At 67.0% G+C, this 21,973-nt stretch carries 18 protein-coding genes; 9 read left to right on the top strand and 9 right to left on the bottom strand.

Annotated features, from left to right (window positions below):
- Positions 1-116 precede the first annotated feature (116 nt).
- Positions 117-788: a GntR family transcriptional regulator gene (locus AC07YR_RS18830; RefSeq protein ID WP_055798219.1), complete on the bottom strand. Its 672-nt coding sequence runs from the start codon at positions 786-788 to the stop codon at positions 117-119.
- A gap of 186 nt (positions 789-974) precedes the next feature.
- Here AC07YR_RS18830 and glyA point away from each other — a divergent pair, with 186 nt between their 5' ends.
- Genes glyA through purU form a run of 7 tightly spaced genes read left to right on the top strand, consistent with a single transcriptional unit; the run spans position 975 to position 9,868 of the window.
- Positions 975-2,330 (top strand): serine hydroxymethyltransferase, encoded by a 1,356-nt coding sequence (gene glyA / locus AC07YR_RS18835; RefSeq protein WP_494734861.1) that lies wholly within the window; start codon positions 975-977, stop codon positions 2,328-2,330.
- Positions 2,327-3,547 carry a sarcosine oxidase subunit beta family protein gene (locus tag AC07YR_RS18840; protein ID WP_055798173.1) on the top strand — a complete coding sequence of 407 codons (1,221 nt, stop codon included), beginning with the start codon at positions 2,327-2,329 and terminating at the stop codon, positions 3,545-3,547. The genes glyA and AC07YR_RS18840 overlap by 4 nt, the downstream gene beginning before the upstream one ends.
- 40 nt (positions 3,548-3,587) lie before the next feature.
- A complete protein-coding gene (locus AC07YR_RS18845) occupies positions 3,588-4,019 on the top strand; it encodes a sarcosine oxidase subunit delta (protein WP_494734862.1) in 432 nt (143 codons plus the stop codon).
- A complete protein-coding gene (locus AC07YR_RS18850) occupies positions 4,016-6,958 on the top strand; it encodes a sarcosine oxidase subunit alpha family protein (protein WP_494734863.1) in 2,943 nt (980 codons plus the stop codon). The genes AC07YR_RS18845 and AC07YR_RS18850 overlap by 4 nt, the downstream gene beginning before the upstream one ends.
- Positions 6,951-7,586 (top strand): sarcosine oxidase subunit gamma, encoded by a 636-nt coding sequence (locus AC07YR_RS18855; protein ID WP_436058847.1) that lies wholly within the window; start codon positions 6,951-6,953, stop codon positions 7,584-7,586. The genes AC07YR_RS18850 and AC07YR_RS18855 overlap by 8 nt, the downstream gene beginning before the upstream one ends.
- On the top strand, positions 7,586-8,959 hold the full coding sequence (locus AC07YR_RS18860) for an L-serine ammonia-lyase (protein WP_055798163.1): 1,374 nt from the start codon (positions 7,586-7,588) through the stop codon (positions 8,957-8,959). The genes AC07YR_RS18855 and AC07YR_RS18860 overlap by 1 nt, the downstream gene beginning before the upstream one ends.
- A 3-nt stretch (positions 8,960-8,962) precedes the next feature.
- The gene (purU, locus tag AC07YR_RS18865) at positions 8,963-9,868 is read left to right on the top strand and encodes a formyltetrahydrofolate deformylase (RefSeq protein WP_494734864.1); all 906 of its coding nucleotides are present in this window, start codon (positions 8,963-8,965) and stop codon (positions 9,866-9,868) included.
- Positions 9,869-10,039: 171 nt separating this feature from the next.
- Here purU and AC07YR_RS18870 read toward each other — a convergent pair whose 3' ends face one another.
- A complete protein-coding gene (locus AC07YR_RS18870) occupies positions 10,040-11,629 on the bottom strand; it encodes a PucR family transcriptional regulator (RefSeq protein ID WP_494734865.1) in 1,590 nt (529 codons plus the stop codon).
- A 108-nt stretch (positions 11,630-11,737) separates the two neighbouring features.
- Here AC07YR_RS18870 and AC07YR_RS18875 point away from each other — a divergent pair, with 108 nt between their 5' ends.
- A complete protein-coding gene (locus AC07YR_RS18875) occupies positions 11,738-13,273 on the top strand; it encodes a purine-cytosine permease family protein (RefSeq protein WP_055798154.1) in 1,536 nt (511 codons plus the stop codon).
- A gap of 14 nt (positions 13,274-13,287) precedes the next feature.
- The gene (locus AC07YR_RS18880) at positions 13,288-14,253 is read left to right on the top strand and encodes a polysaccharide deacetylase family protein (RefSeq protein ID WP_494734866.1); all 966 of its coding nucleotides are present in this window, start codon (positions 13,288-13,290) and stop codon (positions 14,251-14,253) included.
- 173 nt (positions 14,254-14,426) lie between these two features.
- On the opposite strand, the gene bcp is transcribed toward AC07YR_RS18880, so the two are convergent.
- From bcp to AC07YR_RS18915, 7 genes are all read right to left on the bottom strand, one after another.
- On the bottom strand, positions 14,427-14,906 hold the full coding sequence (gene bcp / locus AC07YR_RS18885; RefSeq protein ID WP_494734867.1) for a thioredoxin-dependent thiol peroxidase: 480 nt from the start codon (positions 14,904-14,906) through the stop codon (positions 14,427-14,429).
- Positions 14,907-14,992: 86 nt separating this feature from the next.
- Positions 14,993-15,712: a winged helix-turn-helix domain-containing protein gene (locus AC07YR_RS18890; RefSeq protein WP_436058842.1), complete on the bottom strand. Its 720-nt coding sequence runs from the start codon at positions 15,710-15,712 to the stop codon at positions 14,993-14,995.
- 11 nt (positions 15,713-15,723) lie between these two features.
- Positions 15,724-17,067, bottom strand: coding sequence for an allantoinase AllB (allB, locus tag AC07YR_RS18895; protein WP_494734868.1), 1,344 nt, complete (start codon positions 17,065-17,067; stop codon positions 15,724-15,726).
- The gene (locus AC07YR_RS18900) at positions 17,060-18,265 is read right to left on the bottom strand and encodes a glycerate kinase (RefSeq protein WP_494734869.1); all 1,206 of its coding nucleotides are present in this window, start codon (positions 18,263-18,265) and stop codon (positions 17,060-17,062) included. Before AC07YR_RS18900 ends, allB begins: the two co-directional genes overlap by 8 nt.
- 2 nt (positions 18,266-18,267) lie before the next feature.
- Complete coding sequence (gene gcl / locus AC07YR_RS18905) at positions 18,268-20,046, bottom strand: glyoxylate carboligase (RefSeq protein WP_436058839.1); 1,779 nt, start codon at positions 20,044-20,046, stop codon at positions 18,268-18,270.
- Between the two features lie 128 nt (positions 20,047-20,174).
- Positions 20,175-21,053 (bottom strand): 2-hydroxy-3-oxopropionate reductase, encoded by an 879-nt coding sequence (locus tag AC07YR_RS18910; RefSeq protein WP_436058838.1) that lies wholly within the window; start codon positions 21,051-21,053, stop codon positions 20,175-20,177.
- A gap of 56 nt (positions 21,054-21,109) precedes the next feature.
- Positions 21,110-21,910, bottom strand: coding sequence for a hydroxypyruvate isomerase family protein (locus AC07YR_RS18915; protein ID WP_436058837.1), 801 nt, complete (start codon positions 21,908-21,910; stop codon positions 21,110-21,112).
- Between the last annotated feature and the right edge of the window lie 63 nt (positions 21,911-21,973).

Genomic DNA, 21,973 nt, shown 5'->3' on the forward strand with positions numbered 1-21,973 from the left:
GAACTAAACGAACGCATAAAACTGCTCCCCGGAAGTCGGAACTGAATTTCTCAGTCCAACTTCCGGGGAGCAGTTCAAAGTGAGAGAGCGTTTCGTCTTTTTGTCGCGGGAGCTGCTTAGAGCACCTTGCGGATGGTCTCTTCGAAGCTCGTGACGTGGTGCAGGGCCAGCTCGCCCGCTTTGTCGGCGTCGCCGGCGGCCACGGCCTTGAGCAGCTCGACGTGTTCGGTGACGTGGCCGCTCACCGAGGGCACCTTGTCCAGGACCAGGCACCAGATGCGGGTGGCCAGGTTGTCGTAGCGGATCAGGGTGTCTTCCAGGTGCGGGTTGGCTGCCGCCTTGTAGATCAGCCGGTGCACGGTCAGGTCGTAGCGCATGAGGTCGCGGGACTCGCTGGGATTCGGATCCAGCCCGGCAATGGTGTCGGCGACGTGCAGCAGCTCGCGGCGCATGGCGGCGTTTGCCCGGGTGGCCGCGCTGCGTGCAGCCAGGGGCTCCAGCAGCTCCCGGACCTCGGAGACGTCGGCCAGTTCGGTGAAGTCCACGTTGGTGGCGAACGTTCCCCGACGCGGATAGGACACCACCAGGTGGTCCACTTCCAGACGCTTGATCGCCTCGCGCACGGGGGTGCGGCCAAACCCGAGCTCGGCCGCCAGCTGTCCGTCATTGATGGGTTCGCCCGGCCGGATCTCCAGCATGATCAGCTTGTCGCGCAGCTGCCGGTAGGCGGCCTCCGCCTGGGACAGGACTTCGTCCTCGGCGGGTGGCAGGGCAGGAAGTGCATTCAAGGTGCCGCTCCGTTCATCGCTACTCAGTTCTTCACCGCTCAGCTTCACCACTGAGCGATCGGGTTACAACCGGAAGCTCAGTGCCACTTTGCTTCCCGCTATTGACTCTCTTGTGATCCCAATCATACCATTGACCTCACACTGATATATCAGTCATAGCAATAGTGGTATTTCAAAGGAGCATCCGTGGTTGAGCAGTTGAACGAGCGACTTTCCGTAGTCGATCCCGAGGTCCAGCAGGCCATTGCCAATGAGCTGGGCCGCCAGCAGTCCACCCTGGAAATGATCGCCTCGGAGAATTTCGCCCCCTCCGCAGTCATGGAGGCACAGGGTTCGGTCCTGACGAACAAGTACGCCGAGGGCTACCCGGGCAAGCGCTACTACGGCGGCTGCGAGCACGTTGACGTCGTCGAGCAGCTGGCCATCGACCGCGTGAAGGCCCTCTTCGGCGCCGAGTTCGCGAACGTCCAGCCGCACTCCGGCGCGCAGGCCAACGCCGCCGCCATGTTCGCGCTGCTGAACCCGGGCGACACCATCATGGGCCTTGACCTGGCCCACGGCGGCCACCTCACCCACGGCATGCGCATCAACTTCTCCGGCAAGCTTTACAACGTGGTCCCGTACCACGTCCGTGAATCCGACCTCCGCATAGATATGGCCGAAGTCGAAGCGCTGGCCCTTGAGCACCGCCCGCGGCTGATCGTCGCCGGCTGGTCCGCTTACTCCCGTCAGCTCGATTTCGCCGAGTTCCGCCGCATCGCCGACCTTGTAGGCGCCTACCTGATGGTGGACATGGCGCACTTCGCCGGCCTGGTGGCAGCAGGGCTGCACCCCAATCCGGTGCCGTACGCCGACGTCGTCACCACCACCACCCACAAAACCCTCGGCGGTCCCCGCGGCGGCGTCATCCTCGCCAAGGAGGAATACGCCCGCAAGATCAACAGCGCCGTGTTCCCGGGTCAGCAGGGCGGCCCGCTGGAGCACGTCATCGCAGCCAAGGCAGTGGCCTTCAAGCTAGCCGGCACCCCGGAATTCAAGGAACGCCAGGAACGCGTCCTGCAGGGATCCAAGCTGCTGGCCGAACGGCTGCTCCGCGACGACGTTGCAGCAGCCGGCATCTCGGTGGTCAACGGCGGCACGGACGTGCACCTGGTCCTGGTGGACCTCCGCAACTCCGAACTGGACGGACAGCAGGCCGAAGACGCCCTGCACCGGATCGGCATCACCGTCAACCGCAACGCGGTACCATTCGATCCCCGCCCGCCGATGGTGTCCTCCGGCCTCCGGATCGGAACCCCGGCCCTGGCCACCCGCGGCTTCGGCGCCGACGAATTCGCCGAAGTAGCGGACATCATCGCGACGGCGCTCATCGCCGCGGCGACCGGCGGCGAAACCGCCGGCTCATCGCTCAGCGAGGACACCGCCGTCGAACTCCGCGCCCGGGTGACCGCCCTTGCCGAACAGTTCCCCCTCTACCCCCACCTCAATAGCGGCACCGACACTGCCGCCTTCGAAGCAGACCTGATTGGAGCAGCCCAGTGAGCACCCAACAGCTTCCGGAGCACCCGGATTTCCTCTGGCGCAACCCGGAGCCTAAGTCCTCCTACGACGCCGTGATTGTGGGCGGCGGCGGGCACGGCCTGGCCACGGCCTACTTCCTCGCCAAGAACCACGGCATGACCAACATCGCCGTCCTGGAAAAGGGCTGGCTGGCCGGCGGCAACATGGCCCGGAACACCACGATCATCCGTTCCAACTACCTCTGGGACGAGAGCGCGGCCATCTACGAGCACGCCCTGAAGCTGTGGGAAATCCTGCCCGAGGAACTTGAATACGACTTCCTGTTCAGCCAGCGCGGCGTCATGAACCTCGCCCACACCCTGGGCGACGTCCGCGAGAGCATCCGCCGCGTCGGCGCGAACAAACTCAACGGCGTGGACGCTGAATGGCTGGAGCCGGACCAGGTCAAGGAACTCTGCCCCATCCTGAACATCAGCGACAACATCCGCTACCCCGTCATGGGCGCCACGTACCAGCCGCGTGCAGGCATCGCCAAGCACGACCACGTGGCCTGGGCCTTTGCCCGCAAGTGCGACGAACTGGGCGTGGACATCATCCAGAACTGCGAAGTCACCGGCTTCGTCAAGGACGGCAACCGCGTGGTAGGCGTCAAGACCAACCGCGGCACCATCAACACCGAAAAGGTGGGCCTCGCAGCGGCCGGCCACAGCTCGGTCCTCGCGGAAATGGCCGGCTTCCGGCTCCCCATCCAGTCCCACCCGCTCCAGGCCCTGGTGTCCGAACTGCACGAACCGGTCCACCCCACCGTGGTGATGTCCAACCACGTGCACGTCTACGTCTCCCAGGCCCACAAGGGCGAACTGGTGATGGGCGCCGGCGTCGACTCCTACAACGGCTACGGCCAGCGCGGGTCCTTCCACGTGATCGAGAACCAGATGGCTGCCGCCGTCGAGCTCTTCCCCATCTTTGCCCGGGCGCACGTGCTCCGGACCTGGGGCGGCATTGTGGACACCACCCTGGATGCCTCGCCGATCGTGGGCACCACCCCGGTGGAGAACATGTTCGTGAACTGTGGCTGGGGCACCGGCGGCTTCAAGGCCACGCCCGCTGCCGGCCTCACGTTCGCCCACACTATCGCCACGGGCACCCCCCACAAGCTGAACAAGCCGTTTGCGCTGGAACGCTTTGAAACCGGAGCCCTGATCGACGAACACGGCGCAGCCGCCGTGGCCCACTAGCCGCCGTCAGCGACCCTGCACTCATAGAAAGAAGACGCACATGCTGCTTATCTCATGCCCCAACTGCGGCTCGCGCGACGAGACCGAGTTCCACTACGGCGGCCAGGCCCACGTGGCCTACCCGGAGAACCCGAACGACCTGACCGACCGCGAGTGGGCCGAGTACCTGTTCTACCGCGACAACACCAAGGGGACCTTCGCCGAACGCTGGCTCCACAGCACCGGCTGCCGCCAGTGGTTCAACATGCTCCGCGACACGGTCACCTACGACATCCAGGCCGTCTACCCGATGGGCACGCCCCGTCCGGCAGCGGCCGGTGCTGCCGCCGTGGCGGCCCCGGACGCAGGAACTGCCAGCACCGCCGCTAACAGCACCACCACCGGCACCGCTGCGCCCAGCACCTCCGCAACCAGCATCTCGCCAACCAGCACCGCCTCCAGCACCACCGCCCCGGAAGGAGCAACCAAGTGACTTCCCAGAACGCCCGCCTCGCCGCCGGCGGACGCATCGACCGCAGCATTTCCTGGCGTTTCACCCTGGACGGCGAGGAATTCTTGGGCCACCCCGGCGACACGCTCGCCTCGGCCCTGCTCGCCAACGGCCGGATCGCCGCAGGCAACTCGCTCTACGAGGGCCGCGCCCGCGGCATCATGTCCGCCGGCGTGGAGGAATCCAACGCGCTGGTACGCGTCGAAGCACGCTTCCCGGGCCACGTGGCCGAGTCCATGCTCCCCGCCACCACCGTCACCCTGGTGGACGGCCTGAAGGCGGACCTGCTCAACGGACTGGGCCGCCTGGACCCCGAGGAGGACCGCGCCGAGTACGACAAGAAGTTCGTGCACACGGACGTCCTGGTGATCGGCGGCGGCCCCGCCGGCCTGGCCGCGGCCCGCGAAGCAGTCCGCACCGGCGCCCGCGTCATGCTCCTGGACGATCAGCCCGAACTGGGCGGCACGCTGCTGTCCGGCTCCACCGCCCCCGAGCTGGCCGAGGCCATCGAAGGCAAGCCGGCCCTGGAATGGGTGGCGGATGTGGAAGCCGAACTCGTCTCCGCAGCCGAATGCACCGTCCTGAACCGCACTACCGCCTTCGGCGCCTACGATGCCAACTACGTCGTCGCGGTCCAGAACCGCACCGACCACCTCTCCAGCCCGGCCGCGCCCGGCGTCTCCCGGCAGCGTATTTGGCACATCCGTGCCAACCAGGTGGTGCTGGCTCCCGGCGCCCACGAACGCCCGCTGGTGTTCGAGAACAACGACCGCCCCGGCATCATCCTCGCCTCGGCCGTCCGCACCTACCTCAACCGCTACGCCGTTGCCGCCGGGCAGCGCGTTGTCATCAGCACCACCAACGACAGCGCCTACGCGGTGGCCGCGGACCTCCGCGCCGCCGGCGTCAAGGTCGCCGCCGTCGTGGACGCCCGCCCCCGCCTCACCGGGGTGGCCGCCGCCGCCGTCGAATCCGGCACCCGCGTGCTGATCGGCAGCGCCGTAGCCAACACGTCGGCCGACGGGGCAGGCCGGCTGAGCAGCGTGACCGTCCGCAGCATCAACGACGACGGCGAACTCACCTCCGGCGTCGAAGAGATCGCCTGCGACCTGCTGGCCGTCTCCGGCGGCTGGAGCCCGCTGGTGCACCTGCACTCCCAGCGGCAGGGCAAGCTGCGCTGGGACGATGAGCTCGCCGCTTTCGTGCCGAGCACCGTTGTCCCGAACCAGCAGACCATCGGCTCGGGCCGCGGCAGCTTCGAACTGGAGGACTGCCTCGCCGAAGGCATCTCCGCCGGAGCCTCGGCGGCCATCGCCGCGGGCTTCGCATCCGAAACCAAGCCCGCCGTCATCGGTGAACCGAAGGCATCCGCCCCCACCCGCCAGCTGTGGCTGGTTCCGGGCCAGGAAGGCACACCGGATGACTGGCACCACCACTTCGTGGACTTCCAGCGCGACCAGTCCGTGGCTGACGTGCTGCGGTCCACCGGTGCCGGCATGCGGTCCGTGGAGCACATCAAGCGCTACACCTCCATCAGCACCGCCAACGACCAGGGCAAGACCTCCGGCGTCAACGCGATCGGCGTCATCGCCGCCGCACTCCGCACGGCAGGCGAAGCGTCCCGCGGCATCGGCGACATCGGCACCACCACCTACCGGGCACCGTTCACCCCGGTGGCGTTTGCAGCACTCGCCGGACGCCAGCGCGGCGAGCTGTTCGACCCTGCCCGCGTCACCTCGATCCAGCCGTGGCACGTTGCCAAGGGCGCACTGTTCGAGGACGTGGGGCAGTGGAAGCGCCCCTGGTACTACCCGCAGGCCGGGGAAGACATGGACACCGCCGTGCTGCGCGAGTGCGCTGCAGTCCGCGAATCCGTGGGCTTCATGGACGCCACCACGCTGGGCAAGATCGAAATCCGCGGCAAGGACGCCGGTGAGTTCCTCAACCGGATCTACACCAACGCGTTCAAGAAGCTCGCCCCTGGTTCCGCCCGCTACGGCGTCATGTGCGGCCCGGACGGCATGATTTTCGACGACGGCGTGACCCTGCGCCTCGACGAGGACCGGTTCTTCATGACCACCACCACCGGCGGCGCCGCGAAGGTGCTGGACTGGCTGGAGGAATGGCTGCAGACCGAATGGCCTGAGCTCGACGTGCACTGCACCTCGGTGACCGAACAGTGGAGCACCATTGCCGTCGTCGGGCCCAAGTCCCGCGCAGTGATCGCGAAGCTGGCGCCCGAACTGGCCGCTGACGGCGGCCTGGAAGCGGAAGCCTTCCCGTTCATGACGTTCCGCGAAACCACCCTGGCCTCCGGTGTTCAGGCCCGGATCTGCCGGATCTCGTTCTCCGGCGAACTGGCCTACGAAATCAACGTGCCGTCCTGGTACGGGCTCAACACCTGGGAAGCCGTGGCAGCCGCCGGGGCCGAATTCAGCATCACCCCCTACGGCACCGAAACCATGCACGTGCTCCGCGCCGAAAAGGGCTACCCGATCGTCGGCCAGGACACCGACGGCACCGTCACCCCGCAGGACGCGGGAATGGAATGGGTGGTCTCCAAGGCCAAGGAGTTCATCGGCAAGCGCTCCTACTCGCGGACCGACGCCAGCCGCGAGGACCGCAAGCACCTGGTCAGCGTCCTTCCCGTGGATGGAACGCTGCGGCTGCCGGAAGGCACCCAGCTCGTGGAAAAGGGCATCACCGTCAACCCTGCCTACGGACCCGTCCCCATGCAGGGCTTCGTGACCTCGAGCTACCACAGCGCCGCCCTGGGCCGGTCGTTTGGCCTGGCCCTGATCAAGAACGGCCGCAACCGCATCGGCGAGACCCTCGTGGCCGCAGCCGGAGACCAGCTGGTTGATGTCGTCATCGCCGAAACCGTACTTTTTGACCCCGAAGGGACCCGCAAAGATGGCTAACACCGCAGCACTCGAAGGCATCAATGGACTCCGGGACATCCGCCGCAGCCCGGCCTCCCACCTGGCCTCCGCACTGGAAGCCGGCTCCGTAGAGGGAACGGTCGTCCTGAAGGAAGGCCCGTTCCAGACCATGGCCGGGATCCGCGTGGACCCCCGCTCCGAGCAGGGCTCACGGATCGCTTCAGTTGCCGGCGGTCTGCCGGCGCGGTGCGGTGAAGTGGGCGGCACGGGCAGCGTCAGCGTCCTGTGGCTCGGACCGGCGGAATTCCTGGTGGTGGCACCGGAAGAAGCCCACGACTCCCTGGGCGGAGACCTGATCGGTTCCCTCACGGCGGCCCTGGGCGACGCCCCGGGCCAGGTGGTGGACCTCTCCGCCAACCGCACCACGTTCGAACTCTCCGGCCCGCGTGCCCGCGCCGTCCTGGAGAAGGGCTGCGCAGTTGACCTGCACCCCCGCAGCATCAAGCCGGGGACAGCCCTGAACACCGAGGTGGGCAACATCCCGGTGGTCCTGCTGAAGTCCGGCGAGGAGAGCTTCCGGCTCTTCCCGCGGGCTTCGTTCGCGGACTTCCTGGGCCGCTGGCTCCTGGACGCCATGAGGGAATACGCCTCCCCCGAGGTGCCCTGATGGCGCTGAGCGCCCTGGACCTCTTCTCCGTTGGCATCGGGCCGTCGTCGTCACACACGGTCGGCCCGATGCGGGCGGCGAAGCTGTTCGCCGAAGGGCTCAAAGGTGACGGCCACCTGAGCGCCACCACGCGGGTCCAGGCCGAACTGTTCGGATCGCTCGGCGCCACCGGCCGGGGCCACGGCTCCGATAAAGCCGTGGTGCTCGGGCTCCAGGGCCTGGACCCGGAAACGGTGGACACCTCCACCGCGGACGACCAGGTGGCTGCCGCCGCGCTCGACGCCGAACTCCGGATCGGCGGGGACCACCGGGTGGACTTCAACTGGGACGAGGACGTGGTGCTGCACCGCCGCAAGTCCCTGCCCGCACACCCCAACGGCATGACCTTCCGGGCGCTGGACCACAAGGGCGCCGTCCTCAGCGAACGGAGCTTCTATTCGATTGGGGGTGGCTTCGTTGTTGACGGTGACGCCGATGCCGGAGACAAAGTGGTGGCGGACGACACCCCGCTGCCGTACCCCTTCACCACGGCCGACGAACTCCTCGAGATCTGCCGCCGCGAAGGGATGTCCATCTCCGACGTCATGCTCGCCAACGAACTGGTGTGGCGCAGCGAAGCCGAGCTCCGCGCGGAGCTGCTGAAGCTCTGGGCCGTCATGCGCGAATGCGTGGACAACGGCTGCGCCGCGGAAGGAATCCTTCCCGGCGGGCTGAACGTCAGGCGCCGGGCGCCGTCGTTGTTCAAAACCCTGACGGCGGACACCGGCGTGACCGATCCGCTCCGGGCGATGGAATGGGTGAACCTCTTCGCGCTGGCCGTGAACGAGGAAAACGCCGCCGGCGGGCGCATCGTCACTGCCCCCACCAACGGTGCCGCCGGGATTGTGCCGGCGGTGCTGCACTACTACACCAAGTTTGTTCCCGGAGCCGACGACGACGGGGTGGTCCGCTTCCTGCTGGCCGCGGCCGCGGTCGGGATCCTGTTCAAGATCAACGCCTCCATTTCCGGTGCGGAAGTGGGCTGCCAGGGCGAAGTGGGCTCGGCCTGCTCCATGGCGGCGGCAGGGCTGTGCGAGGTCCTCGGCGGCACGCCCGAACAGGTGGAAAACGCCGCCGAAGTGGGCATCGAACACAACCTCGGGCTGACCTGCGACCCCGTGGGCGGCCTGGTGCAGATTCCCTGCATCGAACGCAACGCCATTGCCAGTGTGAAAGCCATCAACGCCGCCCGCCTTGCCCTGCACGGCGACGGCAGCCACAAGGTATCCCTCGACAAAGCCATCAAAACGATGCGCGAAACAGGAGCCGACATGAAAACCAAGTACAAGGAGACCTCCCGCGGAGGCCTCGCCGTCAACGTGATTGAGTGCTGAGCCATGACTGCCATTGAGACTGAAACTTCCCTGCCGTCAACCGGTGCGCCGGCCACCACCGTTGAGCACGTCCTGACGCTGGACTGCAGCGAGTCGCCGGGCATCGTCCATGCCGTGTCCGGCTTCCTGCTGGAACACGGCTGTGACATCATCGACAACCAGCAGTTCGGCGAACGGTCCGAGGGGCACTTCTTCATGCGGGTGCACTTTGCGTCCGACGGCGATGCCTCCACCGCGGACACGCTGCGGACCGCTTTTGGCCCGGTGGCTGAACGCTTCGGGATGAGCTGGCGGCTGGAGCCGCACGGCTCCAAGCGCAAGGTGCTGATCATGGTGTCCAAGTTCGGGCACTGCCTCAACGACCTGCTGTTCCGTGCCCGGATCGGCGAACTCCCGGTGGACGTGGTGGCCGTGGTTTCCAACCATACGGACCACCAGGCGCTGGTGGAATGGCACGGCATCCCGTTCTTCCACGTGCCCGTCACCGCCGCCACCAAGCCCGAAGCCGAAGCGCGGCTGCTGGAACTGGTGGACGAGTACGACGTGGAGCTGGTGGTGCTGGCCCGCTACATGCAGGTGCTCAGCGACGGCCTCACCCGCAAGCTGGACGGCAAGGCGATCAACATCCACCACTCGTTCCTGCCCAGCTTCAAGGGCGCCAAGCCGTACCACCAGGCCTACGCCCGCGGCGTGAAGACCGTGGGCGCCACCGCGCACTACGTTAACGGCGAACTGGACGAGGGACCCATCATCGCCCAGCAGGTGGTTGAGGTGGACCACACCTACGGCCCGGAAGACCTGGTGGCCGCCGGCCGCGACACGGAGTGCAAGGCTTTGTCCAACGCAGTGCGCTGGCACTGCGAGGGCCGGGTCATCCTGCAGGGCAACCGGACTGTGGTGCTCCGCTAGGTCCTGTCGGTTTTGCCGGGAGCCGGGACGCTCTCTCACTTCCTGTCGGTTTTGCCGGGACGCTCTATCACTTCCTTGGGGGAAGTGAGAGAGCGTCCCGGCTTTTCCTGCGTTAAGTGAGAGAGCGTCCCGAGGGGCTACGGCGCTTTGGGCGGTCCCGTCCGGGCCGGGCTACGGCGCGGCCAGCCGGGTGGCCAGGTGGAGCGCGGCGAGCCGGCCGGTTCCGCGCGGATCCCCGCCGCACAGCTCAAAGATCCGCTGCAGCCGGTGGTGCATCGACTGCCGCTCCACGTGCAGCTCCCGTGCGGCCTGCGCCGTGTTGCAGCCGGAGTCGAGCCACGTTGCCAGCGTTTCCAGCAGCTGCGAGTTCCGCCGGGTATCGTGATCCAGCACGGGCCCCAGCTGCTGGCGGACAAAATCCTGCCGCGCACGTTGGTCCAGGTGTTGTGCCGCCAGACGTTCCACGGCGAGATTTTCGACGTCGAGCACCACGCCGCCGGTGTCCGACGTCGGCCGCGCCGCAGCGCGGAGTGAACTGTTTACCGCAAGATCCAGTGCGACTTTCGCCTCCGACAGCGACCACGGCGCGTTCTCGATCCCGGCTGCCAGCGGGCCCACCGCCGTCATGGTTCCGGCCTCAACCGGGAGCTCCTCCAGCGCGGCAACGAGTTCGGCCCGCGCCGACGCGGCCCCGTCGAACGGAAGGGCGGCAAGCGCCAGGACCTCCGCATTGTCCACGTAGCTGGCACTCTGCTGGGCCGACTTCTTGAGGATCTTGTCCATGGCCACCCGCAATTGCTGCGACGTGGATGTCCGGACGACGATGGCGACCATCGTCGCCGAGGGCGGAATGCCGGCGGCCGGCGAGAGCTGTTGGAGCCGCCACGGCTGGCTGCCGGAACTGACGGCGCGCAGCAGTGCAGTCCCTGCCACTTCCTTCAACCCGGGCGGCATCCGCTGCAGCAGGGCCAGCGAGAGGATGTCCACGCAGCGGCCGCCGGCAACGCGCGCGAGGTTGATGTCGCCGTCGGCCGGGACGGTGATGATCAGCCTCGCTGACGGCACACCGCGGACCGGCACATCGATGTTGATGACGGTGCCGTCAGTGCCCGTGCCGGCCGTGTGTCCGGGCTCCTCGTCACTGCCGGCGCCGTCGGTCGGAGAGCCGGTGCCCTCCGGCCGGGTGCCGGCGCCGTTGGGGCCGGCATTGCCCAGCGTCACACCGGACACGGACGAGAGCTCGAGTGTCGCGTCAATGATTCCGGCCAGGACGGCAAGGATCTGGTCCAGGCTGCTCCCGTGGGCCAGCTCAACAGCCATCTCATGGCTGGCCTCGTCCGCACGGCGCAGGTGGGCCACGGATTCGCTGACCAGCATCGAATTGATGGCCTGCATGATGCCCACGAACGGCACCACTTTGCGGAATTCGATTAGCGGTAGTCCGGCTTCCTCCGCCGCCCGGACCATGGAGGAGGGAAGCGACGCGAGCCGCTGGCCCGTTTCCACCGCCAGCGCACCGACGCCGCGCTCAGCCAACTGGCGGATGTACTCCACGCGGCGCGCGTCCGAGGCTGTGACCAGGGCGTCGCCGCCGGTGAGGAGCAGTTCGCCGCCGCTAAGTAACGGTGCAATGTCCAGAACCTCACTGGAGTGGACCCAGCGCAGCTGCGTATCGGCCGCTGCGGCCGCGCCGGCGCGGAGCACCGGATCCGCGGCAGTGAAGGTGGCGTGGTTCATGACATCGCTGAGCTTGATCGGCATGACGCTCCGTAATGCAAAGGGTCGTTTTGATGTACACATCGTATCTTGTTGGGTGTGGCCTGCAACACATAATCTGGATATACCCCTTTCCCCCTACGGAGGCCCCCCATGCAACACAACTCCACTGCAGTCCCGGCCGGCCAAACGCCCGTAGCCGGCGAAGACGTCGAAGCCTGGCTTCAGCCCATTCCCGAATCCCAGCGGACCCGGAAGGTATCCGGCCAGTTCTGGATCTGGGCCGGCGCAAACCTCGCACCCATCAACTGGGTGCTCGGCGCCCTGGGCATCCACCTCGGGCTTGGTTTTGCCGACACCGTCACCGTTCTGGTCCTGGGGAACCTGATCGGGATGCTCCTCTTCGGCTGCTTCGTCCTGCTCGGCCAGAAGACCGGGGCAACAGGCATGGTGCTGGCCCGTGCGGCATTCGGCAGGCGCGGAAATTACCTGCCCGCCGCCATCCAGGCGCTGCTGGTCATTGGCTGGTGTGCGGTGAACACATGGATCATCCTGGACCTGGTCATGGCGCTGTTCGGAACCCTCGGCTGGGTTGACCCGACTGCCCAGAACTACGCGTGGAAGATCGGCGTCGCCACCACCATCATGGCTGCACAGGTTGCCATCGCCTGGTTCGGCTACAAGGCCATCGCAGCATTTGAGAAGTGGACAGTGCCGCCCACTATCATCATCCTTGCGGTCATGTCCGCCGTCGCCTGGTTCGGCATGAAGATCAACTGGTCCTACGCCGGACCTGCCGGCAACATCCTTGAAGGCTCGGAGCGGATCGCCGCGATGAGCGCTGTCATGACGGCAATCGGCATCGGCTGGGGAATCACCTGGTTCACCTACGCCGCCGACTATTCCCGCTTCGTCAGCACCGAAGTGCCCAAGCGCAAGGTCTACCTGGCCTCAGTCCTGGGCCAGTTCATCCCCGTCGTCTGGCTCGGAATCCTGGGCGCCAGCCTCGCCACCAACAGCGGCGAGATCGATCCCGGAAAGCTGATTGTCCAGAACTTCGGCGTCCTCGCACTTCCCGTGCTCCTGATGGTCCTGCACGGGCCCATCGCCACCAACATCCTGAACATCTACACCTTCTCGGTCGCCACGCAGGCGCTCGACATCACCATCAGCCGCCGCAAGCTCAACCTATTCGTCGGCGTGTTCTCGCTGGCCGCCGTCGTGTTCTTCATCTTCCAGGAAGACTTCGCCGCAGTGCTGGATGCCTGGCTGATCGGACTCGTGGCATGGGTGGCCGCCTGGGGCGGCGTCATGCTGGTGCACTACTTCTGGGTCGAGAAGCGCTGGCCCAGTGACGCCTCGCGGCTGTTCGACCGCGTGGGTACCAAGCGGCTCCCCGGAGTCAACTGGGCCGGCGTCGTATCCCTCCTGGTCGGCATCTTCGCCACCTGGCTGTTCATGTACGGGCTTGTCCCCGCAATGCAGGGCCCCATCGCCGTGGCCCTGGGCGGCTGGGACCTGTCCTGGCTGGCCGGCGGACTCAGCAGTGCTGCAAGCTACGCAGTACTTGGTCCCCGGGTTCACCGCAAGTTTCTGGCCAGTGCCGCAGCTCAGCAGGTAACCGTCCCGGAAGACACTGCAACCGAAACGTCAGTCCGCCCGGCAACCACGACCGCAGTCTCACTGTAGAAAGGAACCGGACCATGGAATTCCCCGCTTTCCCCGACTCCGCCCATCCCATCACCTGGCCCGAAGGCTACCGGGCGGCCGCGTCCTTCACGTTCGATGTGGACGCGGAGTCCTGCACCATCGCCCACGATCCCACCAGCACGCGCCGGATGTCGCTCATGACCCACCAGTCATACGGACCCAAGGTTGCTGTGCCGCGGCTGTTGCAGATCCTGCAGCGCCAGGATATCCAGGCCACCTTCTTCATCCCCGGCTTCACGGCCGAGAGCTACCCCGACGTGGTGCGGCGGATCGTGGACGCGGGCCACGAGATCGCCCACCACGGCTACCTGCACGAACCCATGCAGGGAATCGACGCCGCCACCGAGGCGCGGTACATCGACCGTGGACTGGAAGCACTGGCCAAGGTGGCGGGCGTCCGGCCCGTGGGCTACCGCGCCCCCTGGTGGGAGCTCAACTGGCACTCGCCGGCCCTCCTTGCAGACCGCGGCTTCCTCTACGATTCAAGCCTGCTCGACGGCGATGCACCGTACCGATTCAGCGTCGCCGAGGGTGACTCCAGGGACCTGGTCGAGATCCCGGTCGACTGGGCATTGGACGACTGGGAGCAGTACGCGTTCTATCCCGGAGTGACCGGCAGCGGCGTCATCGAAAGCCCCGCCAAGGTGCTCGAGATGTGGACGCTGGAAGCCGAGGCGCACCACGCTGCCGGGAGCTGTTTCGTGCTGACCAACCACCCGTTCATCTCGGGCCGGCCCTCCAAGGCCGTGGCACTCGAGCAGCTGATCAGCCGGGTCAAGGCCATGGACGGCATGTGGGTCACCACGATGGCAAAGATCGCCGAGCACACGCGGGACACGGTTTCTGAAGTCCACAGCCACGCGCGGATCGAGGTTCCCGGCTTCCCCGACGCCGGCGCCCGCTTCACTCCGGCGCAGGTCCGCCAGCCAGCGCTGGCTTCCGACCGGCTCCACCGCTAACCCCGGCCAGCCGAACCACCGGACCCTCTCTCACTATCTACCGGAAAAGCCGGAACCCTCTCTCACTATCTTCAAGACAGTGAGAGAGGGTTCCGGCTTTTGGCGCAACAAGTAAGAGAGCGTTGGGGCAAAACGTGCAGGAAGTGAGAGAGCGTCCTGGTAGTGGGCGGGGGCTAGACGCCCAGGGTTTCCTTCAGCGCCGCGACGTGGCCCTGGGCCTTGACCTGGTACTGGGCCAGCTTCACTTTGCCTTCGGGGTCGAGCACCACGGTGGAGCGGACGATTCCTTCAGTCACCTCGCCGTCGCGCAGCTTTTCGCCCCAGGCGCCGTAGGCCAGTGCAACAGCGTGGTCCTCGTCGGCCAGGAGCGGGAAGGTCAGCGCGAAGTCGCCGGTGAAGTGTGCCAGCTTCTCGGGGGCGTCGGGGGAAACTCCGAGCACCTCGTAGCCGGAACCCTGCAGGGACTCGAGGCTGTCGCGGAAATCGCACGCCTCGGTGGTGCAGCCCGGGGTGGCCGCTTCCGGGTAGAAGTACACAATGACGTTCTTGCCGCGGTAATCGGCCAGCGACGTCGGCTTGCCCTCAGCGTCCGGCAGGGTGAAGTCCGGTGCCTGGGTTCCGGGCTGGAGCTTGGTGGTCAGAGTGGGGGTCATGATGATCCTTCGGGAGTCTGATTACTGACAAAGCTTGCGTACTGAACGGGCTGGCTGCGCTGGTTTCTACTGGCACAACCACCGTTTCAGATGCAGTATTCCGCGGGGCCGCGAACTTTTGTGTGCGGGCCCGGGACGAACTGGTAGCCACCGCCGCGCACCGTGGCGATCGCATGCCGGCCGCGGCGCAGCTTCCGCCGCACCCGGCCCACATACACATCGATGGAACGGGAGGCCGCCGCGGGGGAATCGAACGATTCCAGGAAGAGCCGCAGCTCTTCACGGCTGATGGCCCGCGAACAGTTTTCCACGAGGTAGCGCAGCAGCTTGAATTCGACGCCGGTCAGCGCCACCAGCTTGCCGTCCAGCAGAACCTCGCCGGCGGCAAGATCCACTGACACCAGGCTCGCGGGACCGGCCGACGGCGGCAGGAGAGTGGCGCCGTCGTCGTCCACTTCCGGGGAGTCCTCCGGAAGGGCAGACGACGGCACCCGGGTTCCGCTGCCGGCTGCCCCGTGCGGTCCCCCCGGCAGGGCAGCCTCGGCAGCGGAAGTTGCAGCTCCGGCGGCGGGCCAGACGTGGACTTCCGCCTCCGGAGCAATCTTCAGGGCACGCGCCAGCAACAGTTCCGCGGCGCGCGCCATCACGGCGTCGTCAATGTCCTGCCCGCCGTCCGGCGTCACCCAGACGGCCAGGCCGTGGGCCTTGAGCTGCGGACCCCGCGCCGCTGCCCCGGCCTTCGCCGGAGCAGTGCTCGCCGGAGCGGACGCACATATGCCGCGCGGGGAATGTACCTGGACAGCCACGGCGTGGTTCCTCAGACGCCGCCGCGGCGGATGAGCTTGCCGCTGGGGGTCTGGCCGTCGATCTCATGTCCGCGCAGGAATGTCTTCCGGACCACGCCGGAGAGCGCCTTGCCGTCGTACGGCGTGATGGGGTTCTTGTGCTTGAGCTTGGAAACATCCACCACGAAGGCCTCGTCCGGGGCGAAGACCGAGAAATCGGCGTCGAACCCGAGCGCCAGCTGGCCCTTGTTGGACAGGCGTGCCAGGGCGGCCGGCTTCTCGGCCATCCAGGACACAACCTGCTCCAGCGGGATGCCGCGGTGCCGGGCTTCGGTCCAGATGAGCGAGAGGCCCAGCTGCAGCGAGGAGACACCGCCCCAGGCCACGGCGAAGTCGCCGTTCTCCAGGTCCTTCAGATCCAGCGTCGACGGGGAGTGGTCGGACACGATGCAGTCGATGGTGCCGTCCTGCAGGCCCTTCCAGAGCAGCTCGCGGTTGGAGGCCTCGCGGATCGGCGGGCAGCACTTGTAAGCAGTCGCGCCGTCGGGGATCTCCTCGGCCATGAGCGTGAGGTAGTGCGGGCATGTCTCCACGGTGAGGTGGACGCCGTCGCGCTTTGCGGAGGCGATCATCGGGAGCGCGTCCGAGGAGGAGAGGTGCAGGATGTGGGCGCGGGCACCGGTCCACCGGGCACGTTCGATCACCTCGGCGATGGCCTTGTTTTCGGCGCCTCGGGGGCGGGACGCCAGGAAGGTGGAGTAGTGGTCGCCGCCGGGATGGGGTGCGCGGTCAATGGCGTGCGAGTCCTCGGCGTGCACGATCATGAGCGAGTCGAAGGACTTGAGCTCGGCCATGTCCTCTTCCATCTCGTCCGCTTCCAGGTGCGGGAACTCGTCCACGCCGGAGTGCAGCAGGAAGCACTTGAAACCGAACACGCCCTCGTCGTGCAGCGGGCGCAGGTCCGCCTTGTTGCCGGGAACCGCGCCGCCCCAGAAGCCGACGTCCACGAACGCCTGGTCCTCGGCCACTTCACGCTTGAGCTTGAGACCTTCCACGGTGGTGGTGGGCGGAATGGAGTTCAGCGGCATGTCGATCATGGTGGTGACACCGCCGGCCGCTGCGGCGCGGGTGGCGGACGCGAAGCCCTCCCACTCGGTGCGGCCGGGCTCGTTGACGTGGACGTGGGTGTCCACCAGGCCGGGAATCAGGGTTTCGTCGTCGGCGAGCTGGACCACTTCGGTGCCGGCCAGGCCGTTGCCGAGCGGTTCGATGGCCACGATCTTGCCGCCGCGCACGCCCACTTCACGGGGCGCGATGCCGGCCGTGGTGAGGATGCGCTGGCCCCGGATAACGAGGTCAAAGCGTTCTTCAGACATTGAGGGGCTCCTTAGTGCGGGCGCTGTTCACCGGCGTGGTGGGACCGGCCGGGGCGGGGGCCTGGGTCAGGTCCGCCAGTTCCGCGCCGATGTGCTTTCCCAATTGTTCAAGCAGGGGTCCTGCTTCGGCTATACATATTTCTACCTTGGCCTCCAGCGCGGTCAGCGGGTAGACCTGCCGGAATCCGGAATCCTTTTGTTGTTCCGGTGTCAGGGTGGTCCGGCCGCAGACGGCCACCGCCGGAACGCCGGCCTGTTCAGCAGCACGCGCCACGCCCATGGGCGTCTTGCCGAGCAGGCTCTGTTCGTCCAGGCTGCCTTCGCCGGTGATCACCAGGTCGGCGCCGGCCAGCCGGTCGGCCAGCCCGGTGAATTCAAGCACGACGTCGATGCCGGGCCTGCGCGTTGCGGCCAGGACCGCGATGGCGGCGTAGCCCACGCCGCCTGCCGCTCCGGCGCCCGGTGCTTCCGCGGCCTTCAGTGCGCGGGGCCCGATCTCGGCGGCGAGGACGTCCACGAAATGCTGCAACGCCGCGTCGAGGGTTCCGACGTCGTCCGCCGTGGCGCCCTTCTGCGGGCCGAAGATCGCGGGAGCGCCCTCCGCCCCGAGCAAGGGGTTGTCCACGTCGCTGGCCAGGACAAAGCGCGTCTCGTCCAGGCGGGAATCGAAGCCCGAGAAGTCGATCCGGTCCAGCCTGGCGAGGGCCGCGCCGCCCGGCGGCAGTTCGTTGCCGTCGGCGTCGAGGAGTTGCGCGCCGAGTCCCTGCAGGACGCCGGCGCCGCCGTCGGTGTTGGCGCTCCCGCCGACGCCGAGAATGATCTGCCGGCATCCGGCGTCGAGCGCTGCCCGGATCAGTTCACCGGTGCCCAGGCTGGTGGCGCCCTTGGCATCCAGGGTGCCGCCGGGGAGGACGGCGAGGCCGGAAGCCGCTGCCATTTCGATGACCGCTTCGCGGCCGCGGACGGCAAAGTCCGCACGGAGCGGCTGCCCGGTAGGGCCGCTGACCGTGGCGCTCCGGCGGGAGAAGCCGGAGCCGACGGCGGCATCGAGGGTGCCCTCGCCGCCGTCGGCCACCGGAATCCGGAGTACCTCAAGGTTGTGGCCCGTGGCGGACTGCAGCCCGGCAGCCAGGTGCCGGGCCACGTCCGGGGCGGACAGCGAGCCCTTGAACTTGTCCGGGGCGATCACGATCCGCATGGTTAGGCCTGCATCGCCAGGATGGCGGTGGGGGCGTCGGCGCTGGTCTCGGCCAGTTCCTCGAACTCGTTGACCGCGTTGATTTCCAGGCCCATGGAGATGTTGGTGATCTTCTCCAGGATCACTTCCACCACCACGGGAACCTTGAACTCGCCCATGAGCGCCTTGGCCTTGTCGAACGCGGAACCCAGGTCGCTGGGGTCCTCCACGCGGATGGCCTTGCAGCCCAGGCCCTCTGCCACCTTGATGTGGTCCACGCCGTAGCCGTTTGTTTCCGGGGAGTTGATGTTCTCGAAGGCCAGGGACACGTTCTGTTCCATGTTGAAGCCGCGCTGGGACTGGCGGATCAGGCCCAGGTAGGAGTTGTTGACCACCACGTGGATGTACGGCAGGTTGAACTGCGCACCCACGGCCAGTTCCTCGATCATGAACTGGAAATCGTAGTCACCGGACAGGGCAACAACGGTCTCGTCCGGCTTGCCGCGGACAACGCCCAGGGCGGCCGGAGCGGTCCATCCCAGGGGACCTGCCTGGCCGGCGTTGATCCACTTGCGCGGGCCGAACACGTGCAGCATCTGGGCGCCGGCGATCTGGGACAGTCCGATGGTGGAAACGTAGGTGGTGTCCTTGCCGAAGGACTTGTTCATCTCCTCGTACACGCGCTGCGGCTTGATGGGGATGTTCTCGAAGTGCGTCTTGCGGTGCATCGTTGCCTTGCGCTCCGCGCATTCGGCGGCCCAGCCGGAGTAGTCCGGCAGGGATCCGGCGGCCCGGCGCTCACGGGCCAGCTCAATCAGCCCGGCCAGCGCTGCACCGGCGTCGGACGCGATGCCGAAGTCCGGGGAGAACACGCGGCCGATCTGCGTGGGCTCGATGTCGATGTGCACGAAGGTGCGGCCGGCCGTGTAGGTGTCCAGCCCGCCGGTGTGGCGGTTGGCCCAGCGGTTGCCGATGCCGATCACGAAGTCGCTGCGCAGGTAGTTCTCGTTACCGTAGCGGTGCGAGGTCTGCAGGCCCACCATGCCGGCCATCAGCGGGTGGTCATCGGAGATTGCGCCCCAGCCCATCAGGGTGGGGATGACCGGAACGCCCAGCAGCTCGGCCAGTTCCACCAGCTGCTCGGAGGCGCCGGCGTTGATGATGCCGCCGCCGGCCACGATCAGCGGGCGCTCACCTGCGGTCAGCATGTCCAGGGCCTTTTCCAGCTGCTTGCGGCTGGCTTTGGGCTTCTCAACGGGCAGGGGCTCGTAGGTGTCGATGTCGAACTCGATCTCGGCCATCTGCACGTCGATCGGCAGGTCCAGCAGGACGGGGCCGGGGCGGCCGGAGCGCATCAGCTGGAAGGCCTTCTGGAAGGCGCCGGGAACCTGGCCGGGCTCCAGGATGGTCATGGCCATCTTCGTGACGGGCTTGGCGATGGACTCGATGTCCACGGCCTGGAAGTCTTCCTTGTGCAGCTTGGCCACGGGGGCCTGGCCGGTGATGCACAGCATGGGGATGGAATCGGCCCACGCCGCGTACAGGCCGGTGATCATGTCGGTGCCTGCCGGGCCGGAGGTGCCGATGCAGATGCCGATGTTGCCGTCCTTGGCGCGGCTGAAGCCGTCCGCCATGTGGCTGGCGCCCTCAACATGGCGGGCCAGCGTGTGGCGGATCCCGCCGTGGGCCCGCATGGCCGAATAGAAGGGGTTGATTGCCGCACCTGGCAGGCCGAACGCCTCGGTGGCGCCCTCCTTTTCCAGGATCGCGACGGCAGCGTCTACGGTGCGCATCTTGGTCATGGTGTACTCCTAGGGAAACTTTGGGGCCCTCTCGGGCTGTTTTTGGGTGTGGTGGGGGAGCCGCCGTCGTTGATGTACGACGGCGGTTGCCCGGTTTTGCTTGTTGTCCGGCTACTGCCGGAGGTGCTTTACTTCCGGCCGCTGAGCTGGAGGACCTGCTTGAAGAGGCCCGAGTGGTCCAGTGCGCCGTCGCCCTGGTTGACGGTGGCGGCGACGAGTTGTGCGACGACGGCGCCGAGGGGGACGGCGACGTTGGCTTCGCGGGCGGCGGAGGTGACGATGCCGAGGTCCTTGTGGTGCAGGGCCAGGCGGAAGCCGGGGTCGAAGTTGCGGTCCAGCATCTTCTGGCCCTTCTGGTCCAGGACCTTGGAGCCGGCGAGGCCGCCGCCGAGGACCTTGAGGGCTGCGTCGGTGTCCACGCCGTAGGCCTCAAGGAAGGCGATGGCTTCGGCCAGGACCTCGATGTTGACGGCGACGATCAGCTGGTTGGCTGCCTTGACGGTCTGGCCGGAGCCTGCGGGGCCGACGTGGACGATGGTCTTGCCGACGGCGTTGAGGACGTCCTGGGCTGCCTCGAAGTCTGCCGCTTCGCCGCCGACCATGATGGAGAGGGCGGCGTCGATGGCACCCTGTTCGCCGCCGGAGACCGGCGCGTCGAGCGGGCGGATGCCTGCTGCGACTGCGTCCTCGGCCAGGCGCTTGGCGACGTCCGGGCGGATGCTGCTGGCGTCAATCCACAAGGTGCCCTTCTTCGCATTGGCGAAGACGCCCTCGGGACCGCTGACTACGCCCTCAACGTCGGGGGAGTCCGGGACCATGGTGATCACGACGTCGGCGTCCTTGACGGCGTCCGCGATGCTCGTAGCGCCCTTGCCGCCTTCGGAGACCAGCTTGTCGATCTTGTCCTGGCTGCGGTTGAAACCGGTGACGGTGTGGCCGGCCTTGACGAGGTTGATGGCCATGGGCAGGCCCATGATTCCGAGTCCGATGACTGAAACGTTGCTCATTGTGGTTCTCTTTCTGAAGTCTGTGGTGGTGCCGGTGGTTGAGCTCGTCGAAACCGCTACTGGCTGACGCGCTGGCGGATGGCCCAGCTGAAGGCGGTTTCCTGCGGTTCCTTGTATTCGAGGCCGATGTAGCCCTCGTAGCCGAGTTCGCGGCTGCGGGCGATCCATTCGCCGAGGGGAAGCTCTCCGGTTCCGGGAGCCCCGCGGCCGGGGTTGTCGGCGATCTGGATGTGGCCGAAGTCCTTCGCGTGCTTTTCGATGACGGCGGCGACGTCGTCTCCGTTGACGGCCAGGTGGTAGAAGTCGGCGAGGAGCTTGATGTTCTCCGCGCCGGATTCCTCCTTGACCCGGGCAATGACGTCAAGTGCGTCCTGGGCTTTGAGGAGCGGGTACCTGGGGGCGCCGCTGACCGGTTCCAGCAGGACGGTGCCGCCGATGCGGGCCACTCCTTCGGCTGCGGCGGCCAGGTTCCGGGCGCCCAGTTCGTCCTGCTCCTCCGGGGTGAATTCGTCCTGCCGGTTGCCGTACAGGGCGTTGAAGGCTTTGCAGCCGAGGCGCCCGCCGATGCCGGCGACGACGTCGATGTTGTCCTTGAACTCGGAGCAGCGTCCCTTCCAGGAGACCAGTCCGCGGTCGCCGCCGGGCATGTTGCCGGCGTTGAAGTTCAGGCCGGTGAGCTGCACGCCGGCGTCGGTGATGGCGCGCTCGAAGGCCGTGGTCTCGGCGTCGGTGGGGACGGAAGTTTCAAAAGGCCACCAGAACTCGACGGCGTCAAAGCCGGCGGCCTTCGCGGCGGCGGGCCGCTCGAGCAGGGGCAGCTCTGTCAGCAGGATGGAGCAGTTCACTGTGTACGTCATCGTAGGTCCTTCCGAGGAGGGGGCTTTGATCTAGCTTCCTAAGCTTCTCGCCGCTTCGCGATT

Source organism: Arthrobacter sp. GW460-12-1-14-TSB2, from assembly GCF_059423525.1.

What these genes read in the sequence shown, in the direction of transcription:
- AC07YR_RS18845 (WP_494734862.1), top strand. Translation starts at nt 3,588, where the DNA reads ATGCTGCTTATCTCATGCCCCAACTGCGGCTCGCGCGACGAGACCGAG.
- AC07YR_RS18855 (WP_436058847.1), top strand. Translation starts at nt 6,951, where the DNA reads ATGGCTAACACCGCAGCACTCGAAGGCATCAATGGACTCCGGGACATC.
- AC07YR_RS18860 (WP_055798163.1), top strand. Translation starts at nt 7,586, where the DNA reads ATGGCGCTGAGCGCCCTGGACCTCTTCTCCGTTGGCATCGGGCCGTCG.
- purU (WP_494734864.1), top strand. Translation starts at nt 8,963, where the DNA reads ATGACTGCCATTGAGACTGAAACTTCCCTGCCGTCAACCGGTGCGCCG.
- AC07YR_RS18870 (WP_494734865.1), bottom strand. Translation starts at nt 11,629, where the DNA reads ATGCCGATCAAGCTCAGCGATGTCATGAACCACGCCACCTTCACTGCC.
- AC07YR_RS18875 (WP_055798154.1), top strand. Translation starts at nt 11,738, where the DNA reads ATGCAACACAACTCCACTGCAGTCCCGGCCGGCCAAACGCCCGTAGCC.
- AC07YR_RS18880 (WP_494734866.1), top strand. Translation starts at nt 13,288, where the DNA reads ATGGAATTCCCCGCTTTCCCCGACTCCGCCCATCCCATCACCTGGCCC.
- bcp (WP_494734867.1), bottom strand. Translation starts at nt 14,906, where the DNA reads ATGACCCCCACTCTGACCACCAAGCTCCAGCCCGGAACCCAGGCACCG.
- allB (WP_494734868.1), bottom strand. Translation starts at nt 17,067, where the DNA reads ATGTCTGAAGAACGCTTTGACCTCGTTATCCGGGGCCAGCGCATCCTC.
- AC07YR_RS18900 (WP_494734869.1), bottom strand. Translation starts at nt 18,265, where the DNA reads ATGCGGATCGTGATCGCCCCGGACAAGTTCAAGGGCTCGCTGTCCGCC.
- gcl (WP_436058839.1), bottom strand. Translation starts at nt 20,046, where the DNA reads ATGACCAAGATGCGCACCGTAGACGCTGCCGTCGCGATCCTGGAAAAG.
- AC07YR_RS18910 (WP_436058838.1), bottom strand. Translation starts at nt 21,053, where the DNA reads ATGAGCAACGTTTCAGTCATCGGACTCGGAATCATGGGCCTGCCCATG.
- AC07YR_RS18915 (WP_436058837.1), bottom strand. Translation starts at nt 21,910, where the DNA reads ATGACGTACACAGTGAACTGCTCCATCCTGCTGACAGAGCTGCCCCTG.